Source organism: Billgrantia gudaonensis (assembly GCF_900100195.1).
Taxonomy (GTDB): Bacteria; Pseudomonadota; Gammaproteobacteria; order Pseudomonadales; family Halomonadaceae; genus Halomonas; species Halomonas gudaonensis.
The window spans coordinates 179,063-199,722 of sequence record NZ_FNES01000005.1; the positions used below are offsets into that span (position 1 = coordinate 179,063).

Genomic DNA, 20,660 nt, shown 5'->3' on the forward strand with positions numbered 1-20,660 from the left:
CTCAGGGCGTCTCCTTGGCAGTCGGTTCCCCGGCGGTCGGCGCCTCGCCCCACTGGGCGGCGAGAATCCGTTCGGCCAGCGCCAGGTCCTCGGGATGTGTGATCTTGAGATTGTCACGCCGCCCGCACACCAGGCGAGGCGACAGGCCCAGAGCCTCGATGGCCGACGCCTCGTCGGTCACCGCCATGTCCCGCTCGCAGGCCGCGGCGAGGGCACGGCGCAGCAGGCCGTAGCGAAAGCCCTGGGGAGTCAGCGCGTGCCACAGACCGCTGCGCGATTCGGTGGCGGCGACCCGGCCGGTGCCATCATCGCGCTTCATGGTGTCAGCCACCGGCGCGGCGAGCAGCCCGCCCACCGGCTCGTCGACGAGACAGGCATGCAGTCGGTGAAGATCCGCCACGCTGACGCAAGGGCGAGCCACGTCGTGCACCAGCACCAGATCGTCCTGGCGCGCCTCGGCGCCGATGGCGGCCAGGGCATTGGCCACGGAATCGGCACGCTGCGTTCCACCGTCGACCCGCCGCCAGTCGGCGAAGGGCACCCAGGCCGAGTCGAAGTCGCTGTCCGCGGAATCCAGGCACAGTACCAGCCGCGCGCCGGGAAAGGCCGCATGCAGCCGCGCCAGGGTATGTACCATCAACGGCCGGCCGGCCAGCTCGAGGTACTGCTTGGGGCGCTCGGCGCCCATGCGCCGTCCGCGCCCAGCCGCCGGCACCACTAGCCATAGGCGCTCACTCATCGGATGCTCCCGACGCCCTGGGCGCCTCCTCCATCAGCGCCGTGGCGTGCCGCTCCAGGGCGTCGGTCTGCACGGCCACTCCCGGCACCCAGTAGAAGCGCTCGTCGCGGCGCACCATGCCGATGTCGCTGCGGGCCCGCTCCTCGATGGCATCCAGCCCGGTCTTGAGGTCGACCACTTCGGCGGCGAGCCGCTCGTTGCGAGCGCGCAGCGGCTCGTTCTCGGCGTCCAGCGTCTCGACGCGCTCACGGATCTGACTCAGCTCGCGAAGGCCTCCATCGCCCAGCCACAGGCGGTACTGCAGCACGGTGAGCAGCAGCGCGAGCGCTATGGCCAACCACTTGAGCATCGAGCCTTCCTCGGCAGGTTAAACGGCCGTCATTATGCCAGCTTCACGTGCCTCGCTCACGCCTTGAATGGCAGCGCCCGCTCGGCGGCCCGACAGTAGGCCGCGACGTGGTCACGCTCCTCGCTGCAGAAGCGAGCCACTGCATCGCGGAAGGCGGGATCGGCGATGTGGTGTAGCGAACGCAGCCGCCTCGGCGCGAAGCCGCGCGTCACCTTGTGCTCGCCCTGGGTGCCGGGGTCGAAGGTGGTCAGTCCGCGCTCGAGACAATGCTCGATACCCTGGTAATAACACGCCTCGAAGTGCAGGCAGTCGGCCACGACTTCGCTCCCCCAGTAGCGGCCATAGAGGGTGCGCTCGCCCTGCAGGCAGAGTGCCGCGGCCACCGGCCGACCGTCGAGGCGCGCCTGGACGAGCACCAGCGAGTCGGGCATGGCAGCATGCAGGCGGCGGAAGAAGTCCAGATTGAGATAGCCGTGGCGCCCACGTTCCAGGTAGGTGATCTCATAGCAGCGATAGAAATGTTCGAGCGCGGGTACGTCGACCGCCTCTCCCGTCAGGCGATGCAGGGTGAGGCCCTGCTCGGCGATTCGCCGCCGTTCGCGGCGAATCGCCTTGCGCCGCTTCGAGGTCATGCTCCCCAGGAAGCCCTCGAAGTCGCCGTAACCGGCATCGCGCCACTGGAACTGCACCCCGTAACGCACCAGCAGCTCGGGACGGGCGGCGAGCCAGGCATCCACCTCGGCATCCTCGGCGAACAGCAGATGCCAACTGGAGAGGTCGCCCTTCTCCCATGCTGCAGCCAGCGTCTCGCGGGCGATACGGGGGTCGACGCCCGACGCCAGGGCCAAGCGCGGCCCGGGCACCGGGCTGAAGGGAATGGCGGTGAGCCCCTTGGGGTAGTAGTTTCCGCCGGCACGCTCCCAGGCATCGGCCCAGGCCCAGTCGAACACGTACTCGCCGAAGGAGTGATGCTTGAGGTAATGCGGCATCGCGCCGACCAAGGCGTCGCCCTGCCACAGCGTCAGGTGGCGCGGCACCCAGCCGGTGGCCGCGCTAACCGCCCCGCTCGCCTCCAGAGCGTGCAGGAACTCGTGACGCAGGAAAGGGTGGTCGTCGCCGACCAGGGCATTCCACGCCGCCGCCGATACCGCCTCGATGGCGGGCAACTCCTTGAGGACCAGTTCGGACATGGGCTCTCCTGCGCAACGGTGTGCGGCTGACAAGCGACCGACAAACGGCCTACATTGTGCCCAGGCTCACCCCACTCCTACCATCACCGTCACACAGGGAGACGTGAATGGCCGATGCCCGCCATCCCGAGGCGCGCTTCGCGGCACAGCGCCTGGCCTTCCGTAGCGAACCGTACCCCACGCTGGCCACACGCCGCGACCGCCTGAACCGCCTGGCGGAGATGACTCACCGCCATCGCGAGGAGATCGCCCAGGCGATCTGCCAGGACTTCGGCCATCGTGCCGAAGCCGAGACGCGGCTGGCCGAGATCGCCACGCTGCACCAAGCGGTGGCTCACGCTCGCCGACATCTCAAGCGCTGGATGAAGCCGCGCCGGGTGGACGTGCCCTGGCGACTCGTGCCGGCTCGCGCCCGAGTCTTTCCGCAGCCGCTGGGCGTGGTGGGCATCATCGCTCCCGGCAACTACCCCTGGAACCTGGCGCTACTGCCCGCGGTAGACGCTCTGGCCGCCGGCAACCGAGTGATGATCAAGCCCAGCGAGCACACCCCCACCACCAGCCGACTGATGGCGGCTCTCGCCGAGCGCTATTTCGGCGCCGACGAACTCTGCGTGATCGACGGCGACATCGCAACCGCTCGTGCCTTCTCAGCACTCCCCTTCGATCACCTGCTGTTCACCGGCAGCGCCGCCACCGGACGCAAGGTAGCACGCAGCGCCGCCGCCAATCTGACGCCCGTCACCCTGGAACTGGGCGGCAAGACGCCGGCACTGGTATGCGCCGACGCCGACCTGGACAAGGCGGCCGAGCGTATCGCCTTCGGCAAGTGGCTCAACGCCGGCCAGACCTGCATCGCCCCCGACTACGTACTGGTCGACCAGCCGCATCTCGGAGCTCTCGTGACGGCACTGGAGCGCACGGTAGAACGCTTCTACCGCGAAGGGACGGCCAGCGACGACTACAGTGCCATCCTCGGCGATTCGCAGCGCGAGCGACTGGCTGCCATGCTGGAAGAGGCTCGGGACCACGGCTGTCGGGTCATCCCGCTAGGCGAGACGCAGAAACTGCGCGAGGGCACCAAGCTGCCCCCCACCCTGGTGCTCGAACCGACGGCCGGCCTTCGGCTGATGCGCGAGGAAATCTTCGGTCCCTGGCTGCCGATCATCGGCGTGGACGATCTCGACACGGCGCTGACGTTCATCACCGAGCGGCCGCGACCGCTGGCGCTCTACGCCTTCACCGACGATGCTGGAGTGCGCCAGCGGCTGCTGACCGAAACCCACTCCGGCGGCGTGGTGTTCAACGACACCTTGTGGCACAACGCCGTGCCGGCGCTGCCCTTCGGCGGCGTCGGCGAAAGCGGAATGGGCGCCTATCACGGCGAGGCCGGTTTTCGCCGCTTCAGCCACGAGCGCAGCGTCTTCGCTCAGGCTCGCCGCAATCCCGTCGGGCTGCTCAATCCACCGTATCGACACTGGCTGCTGAGAATGCTGGGCTTGTGATGTCATAAAACTACAAAAATGCCCGTCATGCCGCTAGGATGGGCAAACTTCTGCGGCAATATTTGGTAAAATTACCAAACACTCGAACCTCCGAGGTGCACCATGGCTAGCTCCACCCCCGCCCTCAACCCCACCGTCGACGCCGTCACCCGGCGAATCCGCGAGCGCTCCGCCGAGCGCCGCGCCCTCTACGAACGGCGCATGGCCGACCAGCACAAGCGCGGCGTCCACCGTGGCGAGCTTTCCTGCGGCAACCTGGCCCACGGCTTCGCCGCCTGCGGCGCCGAGGACAAGAATTCGCTGAAGCTGATGAATTCGGCGAACCTGGGCATCATCTCGGCCTACAACGACATGCTCTCGGCCCACCAGCCTCTGGAGACCTTCCCGGAGACCATCAAGGCCGCCGCCCGCGCCATGGGCTCCACCGCCCAGTTCGCCGGTGGCGTTCCGGCCATGTGCGACGGCGTCACCCAGGGCCAGCCAGGCATGGAGCTGTCGCTCTTCTCCCGGGACGTGATCGCCATGGCCACCGCCGTGGGGCTCTCCCACAACATGTTCGACGCCGCCCTCTACCTGGGCGTGTGCGACAAGATCGTGCCGGGACTGTTCATCGCCGCGGCTCGCTTCGGCCACTTGCCGGCGATGTTCGTGCCCGCCGGCCCCATGCCCAGCGGTCTGCCCAACAAGGAGAAGGCGCGCATCCGCCAGCTGTTCGCCGAAGGCAAGGCGAGCCGCGAGGATCTGCTCGAGGCAGAATCGCAATCCTACCACAGCCCGGGCACCTGCACCTTCTACGGCACCGCCAACTCCAACCAGCTGATGATGGAGATGATGGGCCTGCACCTGCCGGGCACCTCCTTCGTCAACCCGGGCACCGAGATGCGCGAGGCGCTGACCCGCTTTGCCACCGAGCAGGCGATCCGCAACACCGAACCGGGCGGCGACTACCGCCCCTTCTACCGCCAGATCGACGAGCGCGCCATCGTCAACGCCGTGGTCGGCCTGCTCGCCTCGGGCGGCTCCACCAACCACACGCTGCACCTGGTCGCCATGGCCGCCGCCGCCGGCCTGACGCTGACCTGGGAGGACTTCACCGATCTCTCGGCGGTGACCCCGAGCCTGATGCAGGTCTATCCGAACGGCCAGGCGGACATCAACCACTTCCAGGCCGCCGGCGGAATGGCCTTCCTGTTCCGCGAGCTGATCGGCGCCGGCCTGGTGCACAGCGACATTCCCACGGTGTTCGGCACCGACCTGACCGCCTACACCCAGGAGCCCTTCCTGGAGGACGGCAAGCTGGTATGGCGCGAGGGTCCCGATGCGAGTCTCGACACCGAGGTGCTGCGCGGCGTCGAGGCGCCCTTCGCGCCCACCGGCGGCCTCACCGTGCTCGACGGCAATCTGGGCCGCGGGGTGATCAAGGTCTCGGCCGTAGCCGAAGAGCACCGCCTGGTCGAGGCGCCGGTCAAACTCTTCGAGGACCAGAACGAACTCAAGGCCGCCTTCGAGGCCGGCGAGCTCGACCGCGACGTGATCGCCGTGGTGCGCTTCCAGGGCCCCAAGGCCAACGGCATGCCCGAACTCCACAAGCTCACTCCCTACCTCGGCGTGCTTCAGGACCGCGGCCACAAGGTCGCGCTGGTCACCGACGGGCGCATGTCGGGCGCCTCCGGCAAGGTACCGACAGCCATCCACATCAGCCCCGAGGCGCTCGACGGCGGGCCGCTCGCCAAGCTGCGCGACGGCGACGTGGTGCGCCTGGACGCCAACGCGGGCACGCTGGAAGCCAAGGTCGATCCTCGCGAGTGGGCCGACCGAGCGCTCCACGTGGCCAGTCTCGACCACTACCACGTCGGCCTGGGCCGTGAGCTGTTCAGTGGGTTCCGCCATCTGGCCATGCGGGGAGAAGAGGGTGCCGGCGTGTTCGGCGGCTTCGAGGCCGACGACCTGGCGCGCCAGGAGGGGCAGATCCACGACGAGGACGCCTGATGACCCGCCCGGTCCTGATCGGTGGTGACTATCGAGAGCGGGGGACCAAGCCCTGCATCCGCGAATGCCTGAAGACATGAGTTGACGATGACTCGACCCGCTCTTATCGGCGACATTGGGGGCACCAACGCCCGTTTCGCGTTGGTGACCCCGGGTGCCTTCGAACCCCGCGACATCCTGAGCCTGCCCTGCGCCGATTACCCGGGTCTCGTCGAGGCGGTGACCGACTATCTGGCGCGGGTGGGCGCCACGGCGGAGTCCGCCCCACGCGAGGCCTGCCTGGCCTTTGCCTGCCCGATTCACGGCGACCGCGTGAGCATGACCAACAACGCCTGGTCATTCTCCCGGGCCGAGGCGCAGCACGACCTGGGACTGACGCGTTTCAAGGCGATCAACGACTTCACCGCCCAGGCATTGGGCGTGCCCCACGTGGCCGACGGCGATCTGGTCACGATCCAGTCCGGCGAGTCCGACGCCCAGACGACCCGCCTGGTGATCGGACCCGGTACCGGGCTGGGCGTGGCGGGTCTCTATCCCGGTCGCCACGCCTGGGTCGTACTGCCCACCGAAGGCGGTCACGTCACCTTCGCCCCGACCGACGAGCGCGAGCAGAACCTGCTGCGCCACTTTCGCAACCGATACGGCCGCGTCTCGGTGGAGCGAATCCTCTCCGGCCAGGGGCTCTACGACCTCTACCTGGCCCACTGCTCGTTGAAAGGCGCCAACCCGCGCTGCCACGACCCGGCCGAAGTGACCGAGGCCGCCGCAAGCGGCGACGGCATGGCCCGTGATACCCTGCTGCGCTTTCTCAAGATCCTCGGCGACGTATGCGGCGATGCCGCTCTGATGCTGGGCGCCCGTGGCGGCGTCTACCTGTGCGGAGGCATCCTGCCACGCCTGGTCGACTGGCTGCCCAGGAGCTCCTTCTGCGAGGCGTTCGCCGCCAAGGGACGACTGAGTGGTTACACCGCGGCCATCCCCGTCCAGCTGGTCACCGCCGCCTGGCCGGGGCTGCTGGGTGCCGCCGAGGCACTGCACAACGAAGAGGTCGAGTGACTCGACGAAGGAGATCGCATGATTCCCGATACGCTTGCCGCGCTGATCGACTCGACCGAGGGACAGCGCCGTGCCGAATGGGCCGGCCGCGAGGTTTGGCTGGCCAACGAAGCCTGGGGAGAGCTGGCCGTGTCGCTCCAGGGCGCCCAGGTGCTGCACTTTCTACCCAACCCCACCGCGGGCGCTCCTCCTGCGTCGCCCCAAGCCGCGACGGCTGAAGGCTTTCGTTCCGCGCCGGAAGGCATGATACCCGGCGGCTGGCTATGGGTGACGCCCACGCCCCAGCCGTTGCCCGGCACGATCCGTGGCGGCATCCCGCTATGCTGGCCGTGGTTCGCCAACGAGAATATCGCCGATGAATCGCCTGACCGCTCCGGCCCCCTGCATGGCCTGGCACGTCAGGCCGAGTGGCGTCTCGAAGCGGTGGACGAGCACGAAGAGGGGGTGGAGCTGCACCTGTCGCCCCGCGAGCGCCTCCACTCCCAGTTGGCTCCGCGGGCCGTCATCCAGGCCAACGCCAACCGCCTGCACGTGGAGCTGATCACCGAGCACGTCGGCGAAACGCCGGAGAAGATCAGCGGCGCCCTGCACAGCTACCTCGCCGTGGCCGATGCCTTCGCCTGCCGCGTCGAAGGCCTCGCCGGCGCTCGCTTCCTGGACAAGCTGGCCGGCTTCGCCGAGAGCGAGCAGCAAGGCGAGCTCGCCGTGCGCGGCGGGCTCGACCGCATCTACCACAGCAACGCCGAGATCCGTCTCGACGACGGCCGAAGGCGCCTGCGCATCGCCCGCCAGAGCAGCGACTCGGCAGTGGTCTGGCACCCGGGCGAGGCGCTGCCCGACGATACCTCCGCCGCCGCGGCGCGCCAGTTCCTGTGCGTGGAATCGGCCAACACCCGCCTCGACCCGGTATGGCTGGTACCTGGTGCCCAGCACCTGCTGGGCACCACTCTCTCCCTGGAGACCGCTCCATGATCCCCGTGATCGCCTTCGGCGAGGCCCTCGTCGACATGCTCTCCAGCCGCCTCGGCGAGACGGCCGGCGATGTCCCGGAGACCTTCACCCCCTATGCCGGCGGCGCCCCGGCCAACGTCGCCGTGGCCTGCGCACGCCTGGGGGTGCCGAGTCGCTTCCTCGGCATGCTCGGCGAGGACCATTTCGGCGACTTCCTGGCTAGCGAGCTCGCCGCCCATGGCGTCGACGTCTCCGCCGTGCTGCGCACCCGGCAGGCTCGCACGGCCCTGGCATTCGTCTCCCGCGACGCCACCGGCGAGCGCACCTTCGACTTCTACCGCCCGCCGGCGGCCGACCTTCTCTACCGCCTGGAGCATCTGCCCGCCGGGGTCTTCGCCGAACCCGCCATCGTGCACTTCTGCACCAACAGCCTCACCGAGCCCGAGATCGCCGATACCACCCTGGCCATGGCCGAGATGGCACGCCGCGCCGGCTGCCTGATCAGCGTCGATGCCAACCTGCGCCATAACCTATGGGAGAGCGGTGCCGCCAACATCGGTCTGGTCACCCGGCTGCTGGACGCTGCCGACCTGCTCAAGCTCTCAGCCGATGAGCTCGACTATCTGCGTGCCGACCATCCCCGCAACGCCTGGCTGGCCGAACGCCTGGCCGCCGGCGTCAAGGCAGCGGTGATCACTGACGGCCCAGGCGAGGTCAGGCTCCACACCGCACGCCTCGACGATCGGGTAACGCCACCGCAAGTGGACGCCGTGGACACCACCGCCGGCGGCGACGCCTTCATCGGCGGGCTGCTGAGCGAACTCGCCAGTCGTTTCGGCAAATCGGGCATCGATGACGACTGGCACCGCGACGGCGCCTTCCTGACGCGCGCCGTGGACACCGCTTGTCGCTGCGGCGCCCATGCCGTGGCTCGGCCCGGTGCCTACGCTGCGCTGCCCGACAGCAACGACCTGGCCCACCTGCGCCACTGATTCCGGAGGTTCACGCATGCCCTACCTGGCCGACCCCTCGCGCTACGAAGCCATGCACTACCGCCGCTGTGGATACAGCGGTCTGCAGTTGCCTGCCCTGTCGCTGGGGCTATGGCATTACTTCGGCGACGTCGACTCGCTCGACAACCAGCGACGACTGCTGCGCCGCGCCTTCGACCTGGGGATCATCCACTTCGACCTGGCCAACAACTACGGCCCACCGCCGGGCAGTGCCGAACGCAATTTCGGGCGTCTGCTCGAGGAGGACTTCCGCCCCTACCGCGATGAGTTGATCATCTCGACCAAGGCCGGCTACCCCATGTGGCCGGGCCCCCACGGCCAGGGCGGCTCGCGCAAGTCGCTGCTGGCCAGCCTCGATCAGAGCCTGACCCGCCTGGGGCTCGACTACGTGGACATCTTCTATTCCCACTGCGTGGACCCGGACACGCCACCGGAAGAGACTGCCGGGGCCCTGGCCAGCGCCGTGGCCCAGGGAAAGGCGCTCTACGTCGGCATCTCGTCCTACTCGGCCGAGCGTACCCGCGAGATCGTCGCACTGTTGCGCGAGCAGGGCGTGCGCTGCCTGATACACCAGCCCGCCTACAACCTCTTCAACCGTTGGGTGGAGGAGGCGTTGCTCGATACCCTGGATGCCGAGGGCATGGGCTGCATCGCCTTCACGCCCCTGGCCCAGGGCCTGCTCACCGACAAGTACCTCGATGGCGTTCCCGACGCGGCTCGCATCAACCAGCCCGGCGGAGGGTCGCTACGGCCCGAACACCTGAGCGAGGAAAACCTGGCGCGGGTTCGCGCCCTCAACGCCATCGCCGAGCGCCGCGGTCAGACCCTGGCCCAGATGGCGCTCGCCTGGCTGTTACGCGACGCTCGCGTGACCTCGGTGCTGATCGGCGCCAGCCGGGTCGCTCAGCTCGAGGACAACGTGGCAGCCCTCGACAATCTCGCCTTCAGTTCCGAAGAGCTCGCCGAGATCGACCGTCACGCCGTGACCGACGCCGGTGTCAATCTGTGGGAGAAGTCCTCTCATCGCTGAACGCCGGGACCCGCTGGCGATACGGTTCGCGATCCCAGCGCGTCTCGCTGGTCGCAGAGGGGGCGAAACCCGATGACTCAGGCGCCCAGCCGCTCGGCGATTCGTGCTTCCAGGGTGCGCTGGTCCTCGTCGAAGCGCCGAATGCCCTCGGCCAGCTTGTCGTTGGCCATGGCGTCCTGGTTGTGGCCCCAGCGGAAGGCGGGCTCGTCGAGCGGCGCAGGACGCTCGCCGGCAGCGGGGATATCCACGGCCCGGGCGACCTCACCCTCCTCGGTGGCCAGTTGCTCGAGCAGTGCCGGTGAGAGAGTCAGCCGCGGGCAGCCGGCCAGCGCCAGCACCTGACCGACGGTGCGGAAGCTCGCCCCCATCACCACGGTATCGTAGCCGCCCCGGCCGACCCGCTCGCAGACTCGCCGCACGAAGCGTACGCCCGGATCATCCTCGGGGGCATAGTCGTGACCGGTTTCCTTCTTGTACCAGTCGGTGACCCGGCCGACGAAGGGCGACACCAGGAAGACCCCGGCATCGAAGCACGCCTGGGCCTGGGCCTCGCTGAACAGCAGGGTCAGATTGCACTGGATGCCTTCCTTTTCCAGGCGCTCCGCGGCACGGATCCCCTCCCAGGTAGAAGCGAGCTTGATCAGCACGCGGTCGCGGCCCAGGCCTCGCCGCTCGTAGAGCTCGATCAGCTCGTGAGCCTTGCGGATGCTGGCCTGGGTATCGAAGGAGAGCCGCGCGGCCACCTCGGTGGAGACCCTGCCGGGGATGCGCCTGGCGATCTCCACCCCCTTGGCCACGGCGAGGCGGTCGACGGCGTGCTCGACCCTCGCCTGCGGATCGGCGATCTCGGCCTCGACGGCGGCGAGCTCCTCGTCGATCAGCGCCTGATAGCCCGACATGTCGAAGGCCTTGAGCAGCAGCGATGGATTGGTGGTAGCGTCATGTGGCCAGTAGCGCTCGATGGCATCCAGGTCGCCGGTATCGGCGACCACCAGGGAGAGAGTCTTCAGAGCATCGAGTCGTGTGGTCATGCGGTTCCTCCCGATGAGGTTTCAGTGAATTCCGTGGCGTTCGGCCAGTCGATGGCGATAGCGGGCGTAGATCTCGCGGTAGGCGGCGACGCTGGCCGGCTCGGGCTCGGCCCGCGAGGCTTCGTCGAGGTGCACCAGCCGAGCGCAGAGGTCGGCCAGTTCTCCGCCACGGTGGCACCAGGCGGCCTGCAGGGCGGCGCCCAGGGCCGCGGCGTCGGCGATCTCGGGACAGATCACCCGGCTGCCAGTGACGTCGGCGACCATCTGCCGCCACACCGGACTGCGCGAGCCGCCGCCTATCAGGCGGATCTCGTGCACCCCCTCGGCGAGATGGCCGAACTGATCCAGGCCGTAACGCAGGCCCAGGGTGGCGCCCTCCACCACCGCCCGGCACAGGTTGGCCGGGGTGGTGTTGACGCTGGTCAGGCCGTCGAGGCTGGCATTGGCCTCGGGCAGCATGGGCACCCGCTCGCCGTTGAAGAAGGGCAACAGTGTCACGCCCTCGGCGCCGATGGGCGCGGCGGCCACCCGCTCGCCGAAGCTCTCCAGGTCGAGGCCGAACAGTTCGCGGATGCGCGTGGTCGCCGAGGTGACGTTCATGGTGCAGACCAGCGGCAACCAGCCGCCGTGGCTGGCGCAGAAGTTGGCCACCATGGCGCTGTCGGCCACCACCGGCTCGGGGGAGTGGGCGCAGATGGTGCCCGAAGTACCGAGACTCAGGGTCACCAGGCCCGGACGGATGTTGCCGGTGCCGATGGCGCCAAGCATGTTGTCGCCTCCCCCACTGGAAACCAGCACGCCGTCGCTCAACCCCAGTTCGCGGGCCAGCTCGGGGCGAACGATGCCGGCCGGTTCGTGGGATTCGATCAGACGCGGCAGCACCCGTTCGGGGTCGAGCTCCGGGGCGATCTCGGCCAGGACGTCGTGGCGCCAACGTTGGGCACGGGTGTCGAAGTAGCCGGTGCCGGAGGCGTCTCCCGCCTCGGCCACCCGCTCGCCGGTGAGCCAGAAGTTGAGGTAGTCGTGGGGCAGCAGCAGGCTTTCGATGCGCTCGTAGGCCTCGGGCCGGGCATCGCGCAGCCAGGCGATCTTGGAGGCGGTGTATCCCGTCTGCAGCACCAGGCCGAGCCGGTCGAGGCAGCCCGCCTCGCCACCCAGGCGCTGGATCAGCTCGGCGTTCCAGGCGGCGGTTTCGGTGTCGCACCACAGCTTGGCCGGGTGCACCGGCTGGCCGGATTCGTCCAGGGCCACCAGGCCGTGCTGCTGGCCGGATACGCCGATGGCGCGAATCGCCCGGGGGTCGATGCCGGTCGTCGCCAGCATCGCTTCGAAGGCGCCGCGCAGCGCTGCGATCCACTCCCCGGGATCCTGCTCGCGGCGACCGCCCTCTCCTTCGTCCAGGCGGTGCGGCCGGCTCGCCTCACCGAGCACCCGGGCATCGTCGACATCGACCAGAACCACCTTGGTGCTCTGGGTGCCGCAATCCACCCCGACGTACATCAGGCCTCTCCTCGTGTCGTCATCAGTGACTCCAGTGTGGCACGGCTGCCGCCTTCGTGAAGCGCGTTCAGGGCCGACAGATAGGCCTCGCGAAAGCGCGGGTCCTCGCCCAGGTCGCCGAACAGCTCGCGGTTCTCGATGAACGCCGTCGGCCGAGTGCGATTCTCGGCGGCGATCGCCATCAGCTCTTCCTTGAGACGATCCACCACCGCGATGGGTTCGCCGCGCTCATCCTCGCCCTCGGCATAGCGCGCCCAGCTGGCCACCACCGCCGCGCTGCGCCGGATCTCGCCGCCCCGGGCCAACTGCTCGCGAATCACCGGTAGCAGCCACTTGGGAATGCGATCCGAACTCTCGGCACAGAGCCGCGCCAGGGAGTCCTTCACCTCGGGATTGGCGAAGCGCTCGATCAGGGTGAGGCGGTACTCTTCCAGGTCGATGCCCGGCACCGGGGCCAGGGTCGGTGACCCCTCGCAGCGCATGTAATCGAGCAGGAAGTCGACGAACAGCGGGTCCCGGCACACCTCGTGAGCGTAGCGGTAGCCGGCGAGATAGCCGAAGTAGGCCAGCGCCTGGTGGCTGGCATTGAGCAGGCGCAGCTTCATCAGCTCGTAGGGCACCACGTCGTCCACCAGCTGCACACCGACCGCCTCCAGCGGCGGGCGGCCGGCGACGAAGCGATCCTCCAGCACCCACTGGGTGAAGGGCTCGCAGACCACCGGCCAGGCGTCCTCGACGGCGAAGCGTTCGCTCAACTCGGCGATGTCAGACTCGGCGGTCACCGGGGTGATGCGGTCCACCATGGCGTTGGGAAAGGCCACCGAGGCGTCGATCCAGTCGGCGAGCGCCGGATCCCGGGCCCGGGCATAGGCGGTGAAAGTCTCCTTCGCCACCTCGCCGTTGCCCTGGATGTTGTCGCAGGACATCACCGTGAAGGGCGGGATGCCGCGCTGGCGGCGCTTCGCCAGCCCCTCGACGATCAGACCGAAGCTCGTCTTCGGTGCTTCGGGATGGTCCAGGTCGTGACGGATGTCGGGGTTGGCCAGGTCGAACTCGCCGGAGACCGGATGGAAGTTGTAGCCGCCCTCGGTGACGGTCAGCGAGACGATGCGGATCGCCGGATCGGCGAGGCGCTCCACCACCGCTGCCGGATCGTCGGGGGCGAAGAGGTAATCCACCAGGCTGCCGATGACTCGCGGCTCGCGGCGGCCGTCGGGATGCTTGATCACCAGGGTGTAGAGGTGGTCCTGGGCGGCCAGGGCTTCGCGCATGCGGCGGTCCCCGGGCATCACCCCGACGCCGACGATGCCCCAATCGAGCGCCTCTCCGCGATTCATCAGCGCATCCAGATACATGGCCTGGTGGGCACGATGGAAGCCGCCGACCCCGAAGTGGAAGACGCCCGGGGTGACGGCGTCGCGATCGTAATCGGGCGTGGCGACCTCGGGAGGCAGCCGCCCCAGATTGGCGTTGTTGAGTCGGGTCATTGAGTGTCTCCTGCCGCTCCTGGTGTAAACATCGTGTGGGCGTGCGGCTCAGTCGCTCGCTGCCCAATGCAGGTCGGCGGCCACCGAGGCCGCCTTGATCAGCCGGGCATTGAGCATGTCCTTGTGGCGGGTGCGCTCGAGAGCGCCGGCCTGGTCCTGGCCCATCTCTCTCCAGCGCTGGATGAGACGCGCCTCTAGCAGCTCGTCGGGCACATCGAGGAACAGCGTCATGTCGAACAGCGGGCGCAGGGCCGGCCAGGGGCCCTCGTCGAGCAGCAAATAGTTGCCCTCGACGATGACGATGCGATGCTCGAGGGTGATCAGCCGGCCGCCGGCCCGGGCCAGGTCCAGGGGTCGATCGAACACCGGTACGGCGACGCTGCGATCGGTGCGACGGATGCGCTCCAGGTCTTGCCTGAGCCCATCGCAGTCGAAGGTCTGCGGTGCGCCCTTGACGGGAATCAGGCCCTGGGGCTCGAGCACGGCGTTGTCATAGTGGTAGCCATCCATCGGCACCACCGCGGCGCAGCCGGCCCGGCGGGCGTTGAGCTCGCGGCACAACCAACCCGATAGGAAGGACTTGCCGGCGGCGGGCGGCCCCGCCAGCGCCACGATGAAGCGACGCCGATTCTCGGCGGCTTCCAGCAGGTGCACCGCCATGTCATGAATGTTCGGATTCATCGTTGTTCTCGCCTGGTAAAAAATCGCCGAGCGAAATGAAGCGCAAGGCGCACGGAGCACAGGAACCGGAGCATATGGGGTATATGTGAGGATTCCGACCGGGCTGGCGCACCAGCACCGCGCAGCGCAGCGATTCGCTCGCGCAGGCATTTTTCAGCTCATCCAGTTGCCGCCGTCGACGTTGAGGGTCTGGGCGACCACGTACTCGCTGTCGTCGCTGGCCAAGAAGACCGCCGGGCCGGCGTAGTCTTCCGGTCGCCCCATGCGCCCGTAAGGCACCGCCTCGCCCACCAGGCGCTTCTTCTCGCCCAAGGGCCGCTTCTCGTAGCGGGCGAAGAGGGCATCCACCTCGCCCCACATGGGGGTATCCACCACCCCCGGGGCGATGCCGTTGACACGGATGCCGTACTGGATCAGGTCCAGAGCGCAGGACTGGGTCAGGCTGATCACTGCCGCCTTGGTGGCGCAATAGGTGCTCACCAGCGGCTCGCCGCGGCGACCCGCCTGGGAGGCCATGTTGATGATCCTGCCGCCCTGGGCTCGCTCCACCATGGCCTTGGCGACGGCCTGAAGGGTGAAGAACAGGCCCTTGACGTTGACGGCGAACTGCGCGTCGTAGCTCGCCTCGGTCACCTCAAGTACCGGAGCCATGTCGAAGACGGCTGCGTTGTTGACCAGGATGTCGATGCCGCCGAAACGCTCGCCCACGCTTGCCACCATGGCGTCGATGGACCGACGGTCGCAGACGTCCAGGCGCGTGCCCATCAGACGCGAGGCGTCGCACCCCTCGATTTCCAGCGTGGCCAAGGCCTCGTCGATGGCGCTGCGATCGATGTCGGCGATGACCACCGAGGCACCTTCCTCCAGATAGGTTCGGCAGATGGCCAGGCCGATGCCGCGGGCACCGCCGGTGACGATGGCTATCCGATCTAGCAGTTTCATGAGTCGTATCTCGCAATGCGGGGTGGGTGACAAGGGCGCTGGGTTCAGGCCTGCGGTCGTCGGTTCCACGCTTTCACCAGTGGCTCGAGATCCTGCATGCGCTCGATGACCCGCCAGGCACCGGCTTCCTGTAGACGCTCCGCCTGCCCCGGCTGCACATGGCTGGCACCGGTGAAGCCGATCACCGTCATGCCGGCAGCGTGAGCAGCGGTGACCCCGGAGACGCTGTCCTCGACCACCAGGCAGTTCATCGGCGTGGTCCCCAGCATCTCGGCGGCCAGCCGGTAGAGGGCGGAATCCGGCTTGGGTCGGGCCACCTGCTCGGCGGTGAAGATCGGCGCCCCGTCGAGCCGGGCATCCAGCCCGGTCGTGGCCAGCGATGCCAGTACTCGTCGACGTCGACTGTTGGAAACCACCGCCTTGGGCAGATCGATGGCGGCGATCGCCTCGGCCACTCCTGGTATCGCCTGCAGCTCCCGGGCCAGCCTCGCCTCGATGGTGTCGTCCACTCGCTCGCTGGCTGCCGGGGGCAGGCAATGCACGCTAAGACCCTCCAGGTGGCACAGGATATCGGCGGTGGTCATGCCCAGCGCCTGGCTGAGCACGGTGTCGGCATCCAGGTCCGGCAGCCACTCGCCGAGCAGTGTCACCAGGGTCGCCTCGGCGATCGCTTCGCTGTCCACCAGCACGCCGTCACAATCGAAGATCAGGGTCTCCATGGGCTCCCCTCAGGCGCCGTTGGCGTCGGAGGCGACGCGATTGTCCTGGCGGCGCAGGCCGGCCAGCGGATGCTTCTCGAGGCTCGGCAGGGCCAGGCCCTCGGCATCGAAGAGATGGGCACGGTGCGATTCGAAGCCGAAGCGCACCGTGTCGTGCACGCAATGGGCGATATCCCCGTCGGCCATGAGGGTGACCATGGCGTCGTCCATTCGCACGTAAAGCGAGGTCTGACCGCCCAGGCGCTCGAGCACCTGAATCTCGCCGGAAAGCGGGCCCTGTGCCTCGTCGAGCACCAGGTGCTCGGGACGAATCCCCAACTCGAGCGGCGTACCGGGTGACAGCTTCTCACCCGCCACCGGCACCCGGGTGACGTCACCGCCCGGCAGGCGCACGCCGACTCCATCGGCGTCGGCCTCCACCACCTGAACCGGCAGGAAGTTCATCTTCGGCGAGCCGATGAAGCCAGCCACGAAGCGGTTGCAGGGGTGGTGGTAGAGTTCCATGGGCGAACCCACCTGCTCCACCACGCCGCCCTGCAGCACCACGATCTTGTCGGCCATGGTCATGGCCTCGATCTGGTCGTGGGTGACATAGATCATCGTGGCATCGAGCTCCTCGTGGAGTCGCGCCAGCTCGATGCGCATCTGCACCCGCAGCGCCGCATCCAGGTTGGAGAGTGGCTCGTCGAACAGGAAGATGCCGGGATTGCGCACGATGGCACGGCCGATGGCCACTCGTTGCCGCTGTCCGCCGGAGAGCGCCTTGGGCTTGCGGTCGAGGAGCGGCTCGAGCTGCAGGATCCGCGCCGCCTCGCGCACTTTCTCGCGGCGCGCCGGCTTGTCGACCCCAGCCAGGCGCAGGCTGAAACCCATGTTGTCCTCGACGGTCATGTGCGGATAGAGCGCATAGCTCTGGAACACCATGGCCAGGCCACGGTCGGCGGGACCGATGTCGTTCATGCGCTGCCCGTCGATCAGGATGTCGCCGGAGGTGGCGCTCTCCAGGCCGGCGATCATGCGCAGCAGGGTGGACTTGCCGCACCCGGACGGGCCGACGAAGACCACGAACTCCTTGTCGTCGACCTCGAGGTCGACGCCCTGGATGACGTGGGTGTCACCGAAACTCTTGGTGACCCGATCGAGTTGTAGCGTTGCCATGCGAAAACTCCCGGATTACTTGACGGCGCCGAAGGCCAAGCCGCGCACCATCTGTTTTGTGGTCGGCGAAAGCGCCAGCCGAAGACCAGTGTTCGGCATCGTCGAAAGCCTATTTCACTGCGCCGAAGGTCAGGCCTCGCACCATCTGTTTCTGGGTGAGCCAGCCGAACACCAGGATGGGCGCGATGGCCATCGTCGAGGCGGCGGAGAGCTTGGCCCAGAACAGGCCTTCGGGGCTGGAAAAAGAGGCGATGTAGGCGGTCAGCGGCGCCGCCTTGGAGGAGGTGAGATTGAGGCTCCAGAAGGCCTCGTTCCAGCTCAGGATCACCGACAGCAGGCCGGTCGAGGCGATCCCCGGCAGGGTGAGCGGCAGCAGCAGGAAACACACCTCCTGCAGAGTGCTGGCACCGTCCATGCGCCCCGCCTCGAGGATGTCCTTGGGCAGATCCTTGAAGAAGGTGTAGAGCATCCACACCACGATCGGCAGGTTCATCAGCGTGTAGACGATGGTCAGGCCGGTGCGGGTGTCGAGCAGCCCGACATCGCGGAACAGCAGGTAGATCGGCACCAGCACGCCCACCGGCGGCAGCATCTTGGTGGAGAGCATCCACAACAGGGTGCCCTTGGTACGTCGGGTGGGCAGAAAGGCCATGGAGTAGGCCGAAGGGATGGCGATCAGCAGCGCTGCGAGCGTCGAGCCGAAGGCCACCACCACGCTGTTCATGGCGAACTTGAAATAGCCGGCACGCTCCTGGACCGCGATGTAGCTCTCCAGCGTCGGCGAGAAGATCAGACTGGGATCGGCAATGGCCGCCGACTCGGTCTTGAAACCGGTCAGCACCATCCAGAAGATCGGGAAGAAGATCAGGCAGGCGATCGCCCATCCCAGCGCCGTCAGGCCCAGACGGCGGGCAAACGCGGAGCGCAACGGCGAGACCCCGGCTGCCTGGGGCGGCATGCGTTCGGCGGTAGCGGGAAACTTGGTCTTGGCGGTGGTCATCAGGGATCTCCGGCACTAGCTTTCCAGGTTCTTGGCCACCATGCGGACCAGGAAGATGGCGACGATGTTGGCGAGAATGACCGCGACCACCCCGCCGGCGGACGCCATGCCCACGTCGAAGTCGAGCAGGGCCTGGATGTAGATCAGGAAAGCCAGATTGGTGGTGGCCAACCCCGGCCCTCCGGAAGTGGTGACGAAGATCTCGGCGAAGATGGTCAGCAGGAAGATCATCTCGATCATGATCACCACGCTGATCGCCCGCTTGAGGTGCGGCAGGGTGATGAAGAAGAAGATCGCCACCGGCCCGGCGCCGTCCATGCGTGCCGCCTCGACCTGATCGTCGTCCAGCGACTGGATGGCGGTCAGCAGGATCAGCAGGGCGAAGGGCAGCCACTGCCAGGAGACGATGATGATGATCGAGGTGAGCGGCAGCGACGAGAACCAGTCGACGGCCGGCAGGCCGAAGGACTCGGCCAGCCAGGAGAGCACGCCGTTGGAGGGGTGCATCATCATGTTCTTCCACACCAGGGCGCTCACCGTGGGCATCACGAAGAACGGCGAGATGGCCAGCACTCGGGCCACGCCGCGCCCGGGAAACTCCTGCTGGAAGAGCACCGCCAGCAGAGTGCCGCCCACCACGGTGATCGCCAGCACCGATCCGACCAGCAGCAGCGTGTTGCCCATCGCCGTCCACAGCGCCGGATCGGTGAACAGGTATCGGTAGTTTTCCAGACCGGCGAAGCCGGTCATCTCCGGCATCAGCAGGTTATAGCGCTGCAGCGAGAACCATACGGTCATCGCCAGCGGCACGATCATCCATAGCAACAGCAGAGTAACGGCGGGCGCCTGCAACGACAGGGTCCGAAGTCCCCCGACGGTGCGCCCAGCAGCGCGTGTCTTGGTCATGATCCGGCCCGTTGGGATGGAGAGAGGGTTCAGCCGGCCGGGGCGTTCCCGGCCGGCACGGGGGTCAGTCCAGGTAGCCGGCGCGCTGCATGGTGCGCTCGGTGGCCCGCTGCGCGGTCTGCAGCGCCTGCTCCACGCTGACGTCACCGGTCAACGCCGAGGCGATGGTCTGGCCGACCTGGGTGCCGATCGACTGGAACTCCGGAATGCCCACGAACTGCACACCGACGTAGGGGGTGGGTTCCAGGGTCGAGTCGGTCGGGTCGGCATCCCGAATCGCCTCGAGCACGAAATCGGCGAAGGGGGCCGCCTGCTGGTAGTTCTCGTTGGCGTAGGTGGATTCGCGGGTGCCCGGCGGCACGCTGGTCCAGCCCTCGGTCTCGCCGACCAGCTCGACGTACTCACGCGAGGTGGCCCAGGTGATGAAGGTCTCGGCGGCCTCCTGCTTCTCCGAGGAGGCCGGGATCGCCAACGCCCAGGACCACAGCCAGTGGGAGCCCTTGGGCGTCTCGGCCACCGGGGCCGGAGCGAAGCCCAGCCGGTCGGCCACGTCGGACTCGTCCGGGTCGTAGAGCTTGCCGGCCGCCGAGGTGGCATCCACCCACATGGCGCAGTTGCCGCGGGAGAACAGCGCCAGGTTTTCGTTGAAACCGTTGGAGCTCGCCCCGGGCGGGCCATAATCGCCGAGCAGCTCGACGTAGAAACCGATCGCCTCCTGCCAGGCCGGCGACTCGAGTTCGGGATTCCACGCCTCGTCGAACCAGCGTCCGCCGAAGGTGTTGACCAGGGTCGAGACGAAGGCCATGTTCTCGCCCCAGCCCGGCTTGCCGCGCAGGCAGATGCCGGCCACTTCGTTGTCCGGGTCGTGGAGCTGACCGGCCCAGTCGCGCACCTCCTCCCAACTGGGCTGCTCGGGCATCTCGATCCCCGCCTCGTCGAACAGGTCCTGGCGGTAGTACATCATCGAACTCTCACCGTAGAACGGCAGCGCATGCAGGGTGTCGTCATGCGATAGACCGTCGCGCACGGACTGCAGCAGATCGTCGACCGCGTAGTCGGCCGGCAGGTCGTCGAGAGGCGTCAGCCAGCCGCGCTCGGCCCAGATGGGCACCTCGTAGGTGCCGATGGTCATGACATCGAACTGGCCGCCACCGGTGGCCACATCGGTGGTCAAGCGCTGGCGCAGCACGTTCTCCTCCAGCACCACCCAGTCGAGTTCGATATCGGGATGTTGCGTCTCGAACTCCTCGGTGAGGCTCTGCATGATCACCATGTCGTTGTTGTTGACCGTGGCGACGGTGATCTCGGTCTGTGCTTGGGCCTGGCAAGCGGCGGCGACGGCTGCCGCCAGGGTAGCCAGCGGCAGGGCTCGGGTGAGCTTCATGATGGGCTCCTATTGAGACGTCTTGTGTTGTTG

At 67.8% G+C, this 20,660-nt stretch carries 19 protein-coding genes; 6 read left to right on the top strand and 13 right to left on the bottom strand.

Features of this window, described 5'->3' with window-relative positions:
• Nucleotide 1: 1 nt before the first annotated feature.
• The 3 genes from ispD to BLP96_RS08405 are packed head-to-tail and all read right to left on the bottom strand — an operon-like array spanning nucleotide 2 to nucleotide 2,278.
• Nucleotides 2-739, bottom strand: coding sequence for a 2-C-methyl-D-erythritol 4-phosphate cytidylyltransferase (ispD, locus tag BLP96_RS08395; RefSeq protein ID WP_089685056.1), 738 nt, complete (start codon nucleotides 737-739; stop codon nucleotides 2-4).
• Nucleotides 732-1,088 carry a cell division protein FtsB gene (gene ftsB / locus BLP96_RS08400; protein WP_089685059.1) on the bottom strand — a complete coding sequence of 119 codons (357 nt, stop codon included), beginning with the start codon at nucleotides 1,086-1,088 and terminating at the stop codon, nucleotides 732-734. The genes ispD and ftsB overlap by 8 nt, the downstream gene beginning before the upstream one ends.
• A 56-nt stretch (nucleotides 1,089-1,144) precedes the next feature.
• On the bottom strand, nucleotides 1,145-2,278 hold the full coding sequence (locus tag BLP96_RS08405; protein ID WP_089685062.1) for a GNAT family N-acetyltransferase: 1,134 nt from the start codon (nucleotides 2,276-2,278) through the stop codon (nucleotides 1,145-1,147).
• A 107-nt stretch (nucleotides 2,279-2,385) separates the two neighbouring features.
• Here BLP96_RS08405 and BLP96_RS08410 point away from each other — a divergent pair, with 107 nt between their 5' ends.
• The 6 genes from BLP96_RS08410 (at nucleotide 2,386) to mgrA (ending at nucleotide 9,819) form a co-directional block, all read left to right on the top strand.
• The gene (locus BLP96_RS08410) at nucleotides 2,386-3,780 is read left to right on the top strand and encodes a coniferyl aldehyde dehydrogenase (RefSeq protein ID WP_089685065.1); all 1,395 of its coding nucleotides are present in this window, start codon (nucleotides 2,386-2,388) and stop codon (nucleotides 3,778-3,780) included.
• A 102-nt stretch (nucleotides 3,781-3,882) separates the two neighbouring features.
• Nucleotides 3,883-5,769: a phosphogluconate dehydratase gene (edd, locus tag BLP96_RS08415; RefSeq protein ID WP_089685068.1), complete on the top strand. Its 1,887-nt coding sequence runs from the start codon at nucleotides 3,883-3,885 to the stop codon at nucleotides 5,767-5,769.
• Nucleotides 5,770-5,856: 87 nt separating this feature from the next.
• Nucleotides 5,857-6,825, top strand: coding sequence for a glucokinase (glk, locus tag BLP96_RS08420; RefSeq protein ID WP_089685071.1), 969 nt, complete (start codon nucleotides 5,857-5,859; stop codon nucleotides 6,823-6,825).
• A gap of 18 nt (nucleotides 6,826-6,843) precedes the next feature.
• Complete coding sequence (locus BLP96_RS08425) at nucleotides 6,844-7,797, top strand: aldose epimerase family protein (RefSeq protein ID WP_089685073.1); 954 nt, start codon at nucleotides 6,844-6,846, stop codon at nucleotides 7,795-7,797.
• Entirely contained in the window at nucleotides 7,794-8,768 is a 975-nt protein-coding gene (locus BLP96_RS08430; RefSeq protein WP_089685076.1) for a carbohydrate kinase family protein, read from the top strand. The genes BLP96_RS08425 and BLP96_RS08430 overlap by 4 nt, the downstream gene beginning before the upstream one ends.
• Nucleotides 8,769-8,784: 16 nt before the next feature.
• Nucleotides 8,785-9,819 (top strand): L-glyceraldehyde 3-phosphate reductase, encoded by a 1,035-nt coding sequence (gene mgrA / locus BLP96_RS08435; RefSeq protein ID WP_089685079.1) that lies wholly within the window; start codon nucleotides 8,785-8,787, stop codon nucleotides 9,817-9,819.
• A 77-nt stretch (nucleotides 9,820-9,896) separates the two neighbouring features.
• On the opposite strand, the gene tal is transcribed toward mgrA, so the two are convergent.
• The 10 genes from tal to BLP96_RS08485 form a co-directional block, all read right to left on the bottom strand.
• Nucleotides 9,897-10,850, bottom strand: a complete 954-nt coding sequence (gene tal / locus BLP96_RS08440) for a transaldolase (protein ID WP_089685081.1) — start codon at nucleotides 10,848-10,850, stop codon at nucleotides 9,897-9,899.
• Between the two features lie 21 nt (nucleotides 10,851-10,871).
• Nucleotides 10,872-12,350 (bottom strand): xylulokinase, encoded by a 1,479-nt coding sequence (gene xylB / locus BLP96_RS08445; protein ID WP_089685084.1) that lies wholly within the window; start codon nucleotides 12,348-12,350, stop codon nucleotides 10,872-10,874.
• On the bottom strand, nucleotides 12,350-13,837 hold the full coding sequence (locus tag BLP96_RS08450) for a mannitol dehydrogenase family protein (RefSeq protein ID WP_089685088.1): 1,488 nt from the start codon (nucleotides 13,835-13,837) through the stop codon (nucleotides 12,350-12,352). The genes xylB and BLP96_RS08450 overlap by 1 nt, the downstream gene beginning before the upstream one ends.
• 48 nt (nucleotides 13,838-13,885) lie before the next feature.
• On the bottom strand, nucleotides 13,886-14,518 hold the full coding sequence (locus tag BLP96_RS08455) for a nucleoside triphosphate hydrolase (RefSeq protein WP_089685091.1): 633 nt from the start codon (nucleotides 14,516-14,518) through the stop codon (nucleotides 13,886-13,888).
• A 153-nt stretch (nucleotides 14,519-14,671) separates the two neighbouring features.
• Entirely contained in the window at nucleotides 14,672-15,460 is a 789-nt protein-coding gene (locus BLP96_RS08460; protein ID WP_089685094.1) for an L-iditol 2-dehydrogenase, read from the bottom strand.
• 44 nt (nucleotides 15,461-15,504) lie between these two features.
• Nucleotides 15,505-16,179, bottom strand: a complete 675-nt coding sequence (locus BLP96_RS08465; protein WP_089685098.1) for an HAD family hydrolase — start codon at nucleotides 16,177-16,179, stop codon at nucleotides 15,505-15,507.
• 9 nt (nucleotides 16,180-16,188) lie between these two features.
• Nucleotides 16,189-17,337: an ABC transporter ATP-binding protein gene (locus BLP96_RS08470; protein ID WP_089685102.1), complete on the bottom strand. Its 1,149-nt coding sequence runs from the start codon at nucleotides 17,335-17,337 to the stop codon at nucleotides 16,189-16,191.
• A gap of 109 nt (nucleotides 17,338-17,446) precedes the next feature.
• Nucleotides 17,447-18,295: a carbohydrate ABC transporter permease gene (locus BLP96_RS08475; RefSeq protein ID WP_089685174.1), complete on the bottom strand. Its 849-nt coding sequence runs from the start codon at nucleotides 18,293-18,295 to the stop codon at nucleotides 17,447-17,449.
• 57 nt (nucleotides 18,296-18,352) lie between these two features.
• Entirely contained in the window at nucleotides 18,353-19,243 is an 891-nt protein-coding gene (locus BLP96_RS08480) for a carbohydrate ABC transporter permease (RefSeq protein WP_089685105.1), read from the bottom strand.
• A 64-nt stretch (nucleotides 19,244-19,307) separates the two neighbouring features.
• On the bottom strand, nucleotides 19,308-20,627 hold the full coding sequence (locus BLP96_RS08485; protein ID WP_089685108.1) for an ABC transporter substrate-binding protein: 1,320 nt from the start codon (nucleotides 20,625-20,627) through the stop codon (nucleotides 19,308-19,310).
• Nucleotides 20,628-20,660: the final 33 nt, after the last annotated feature.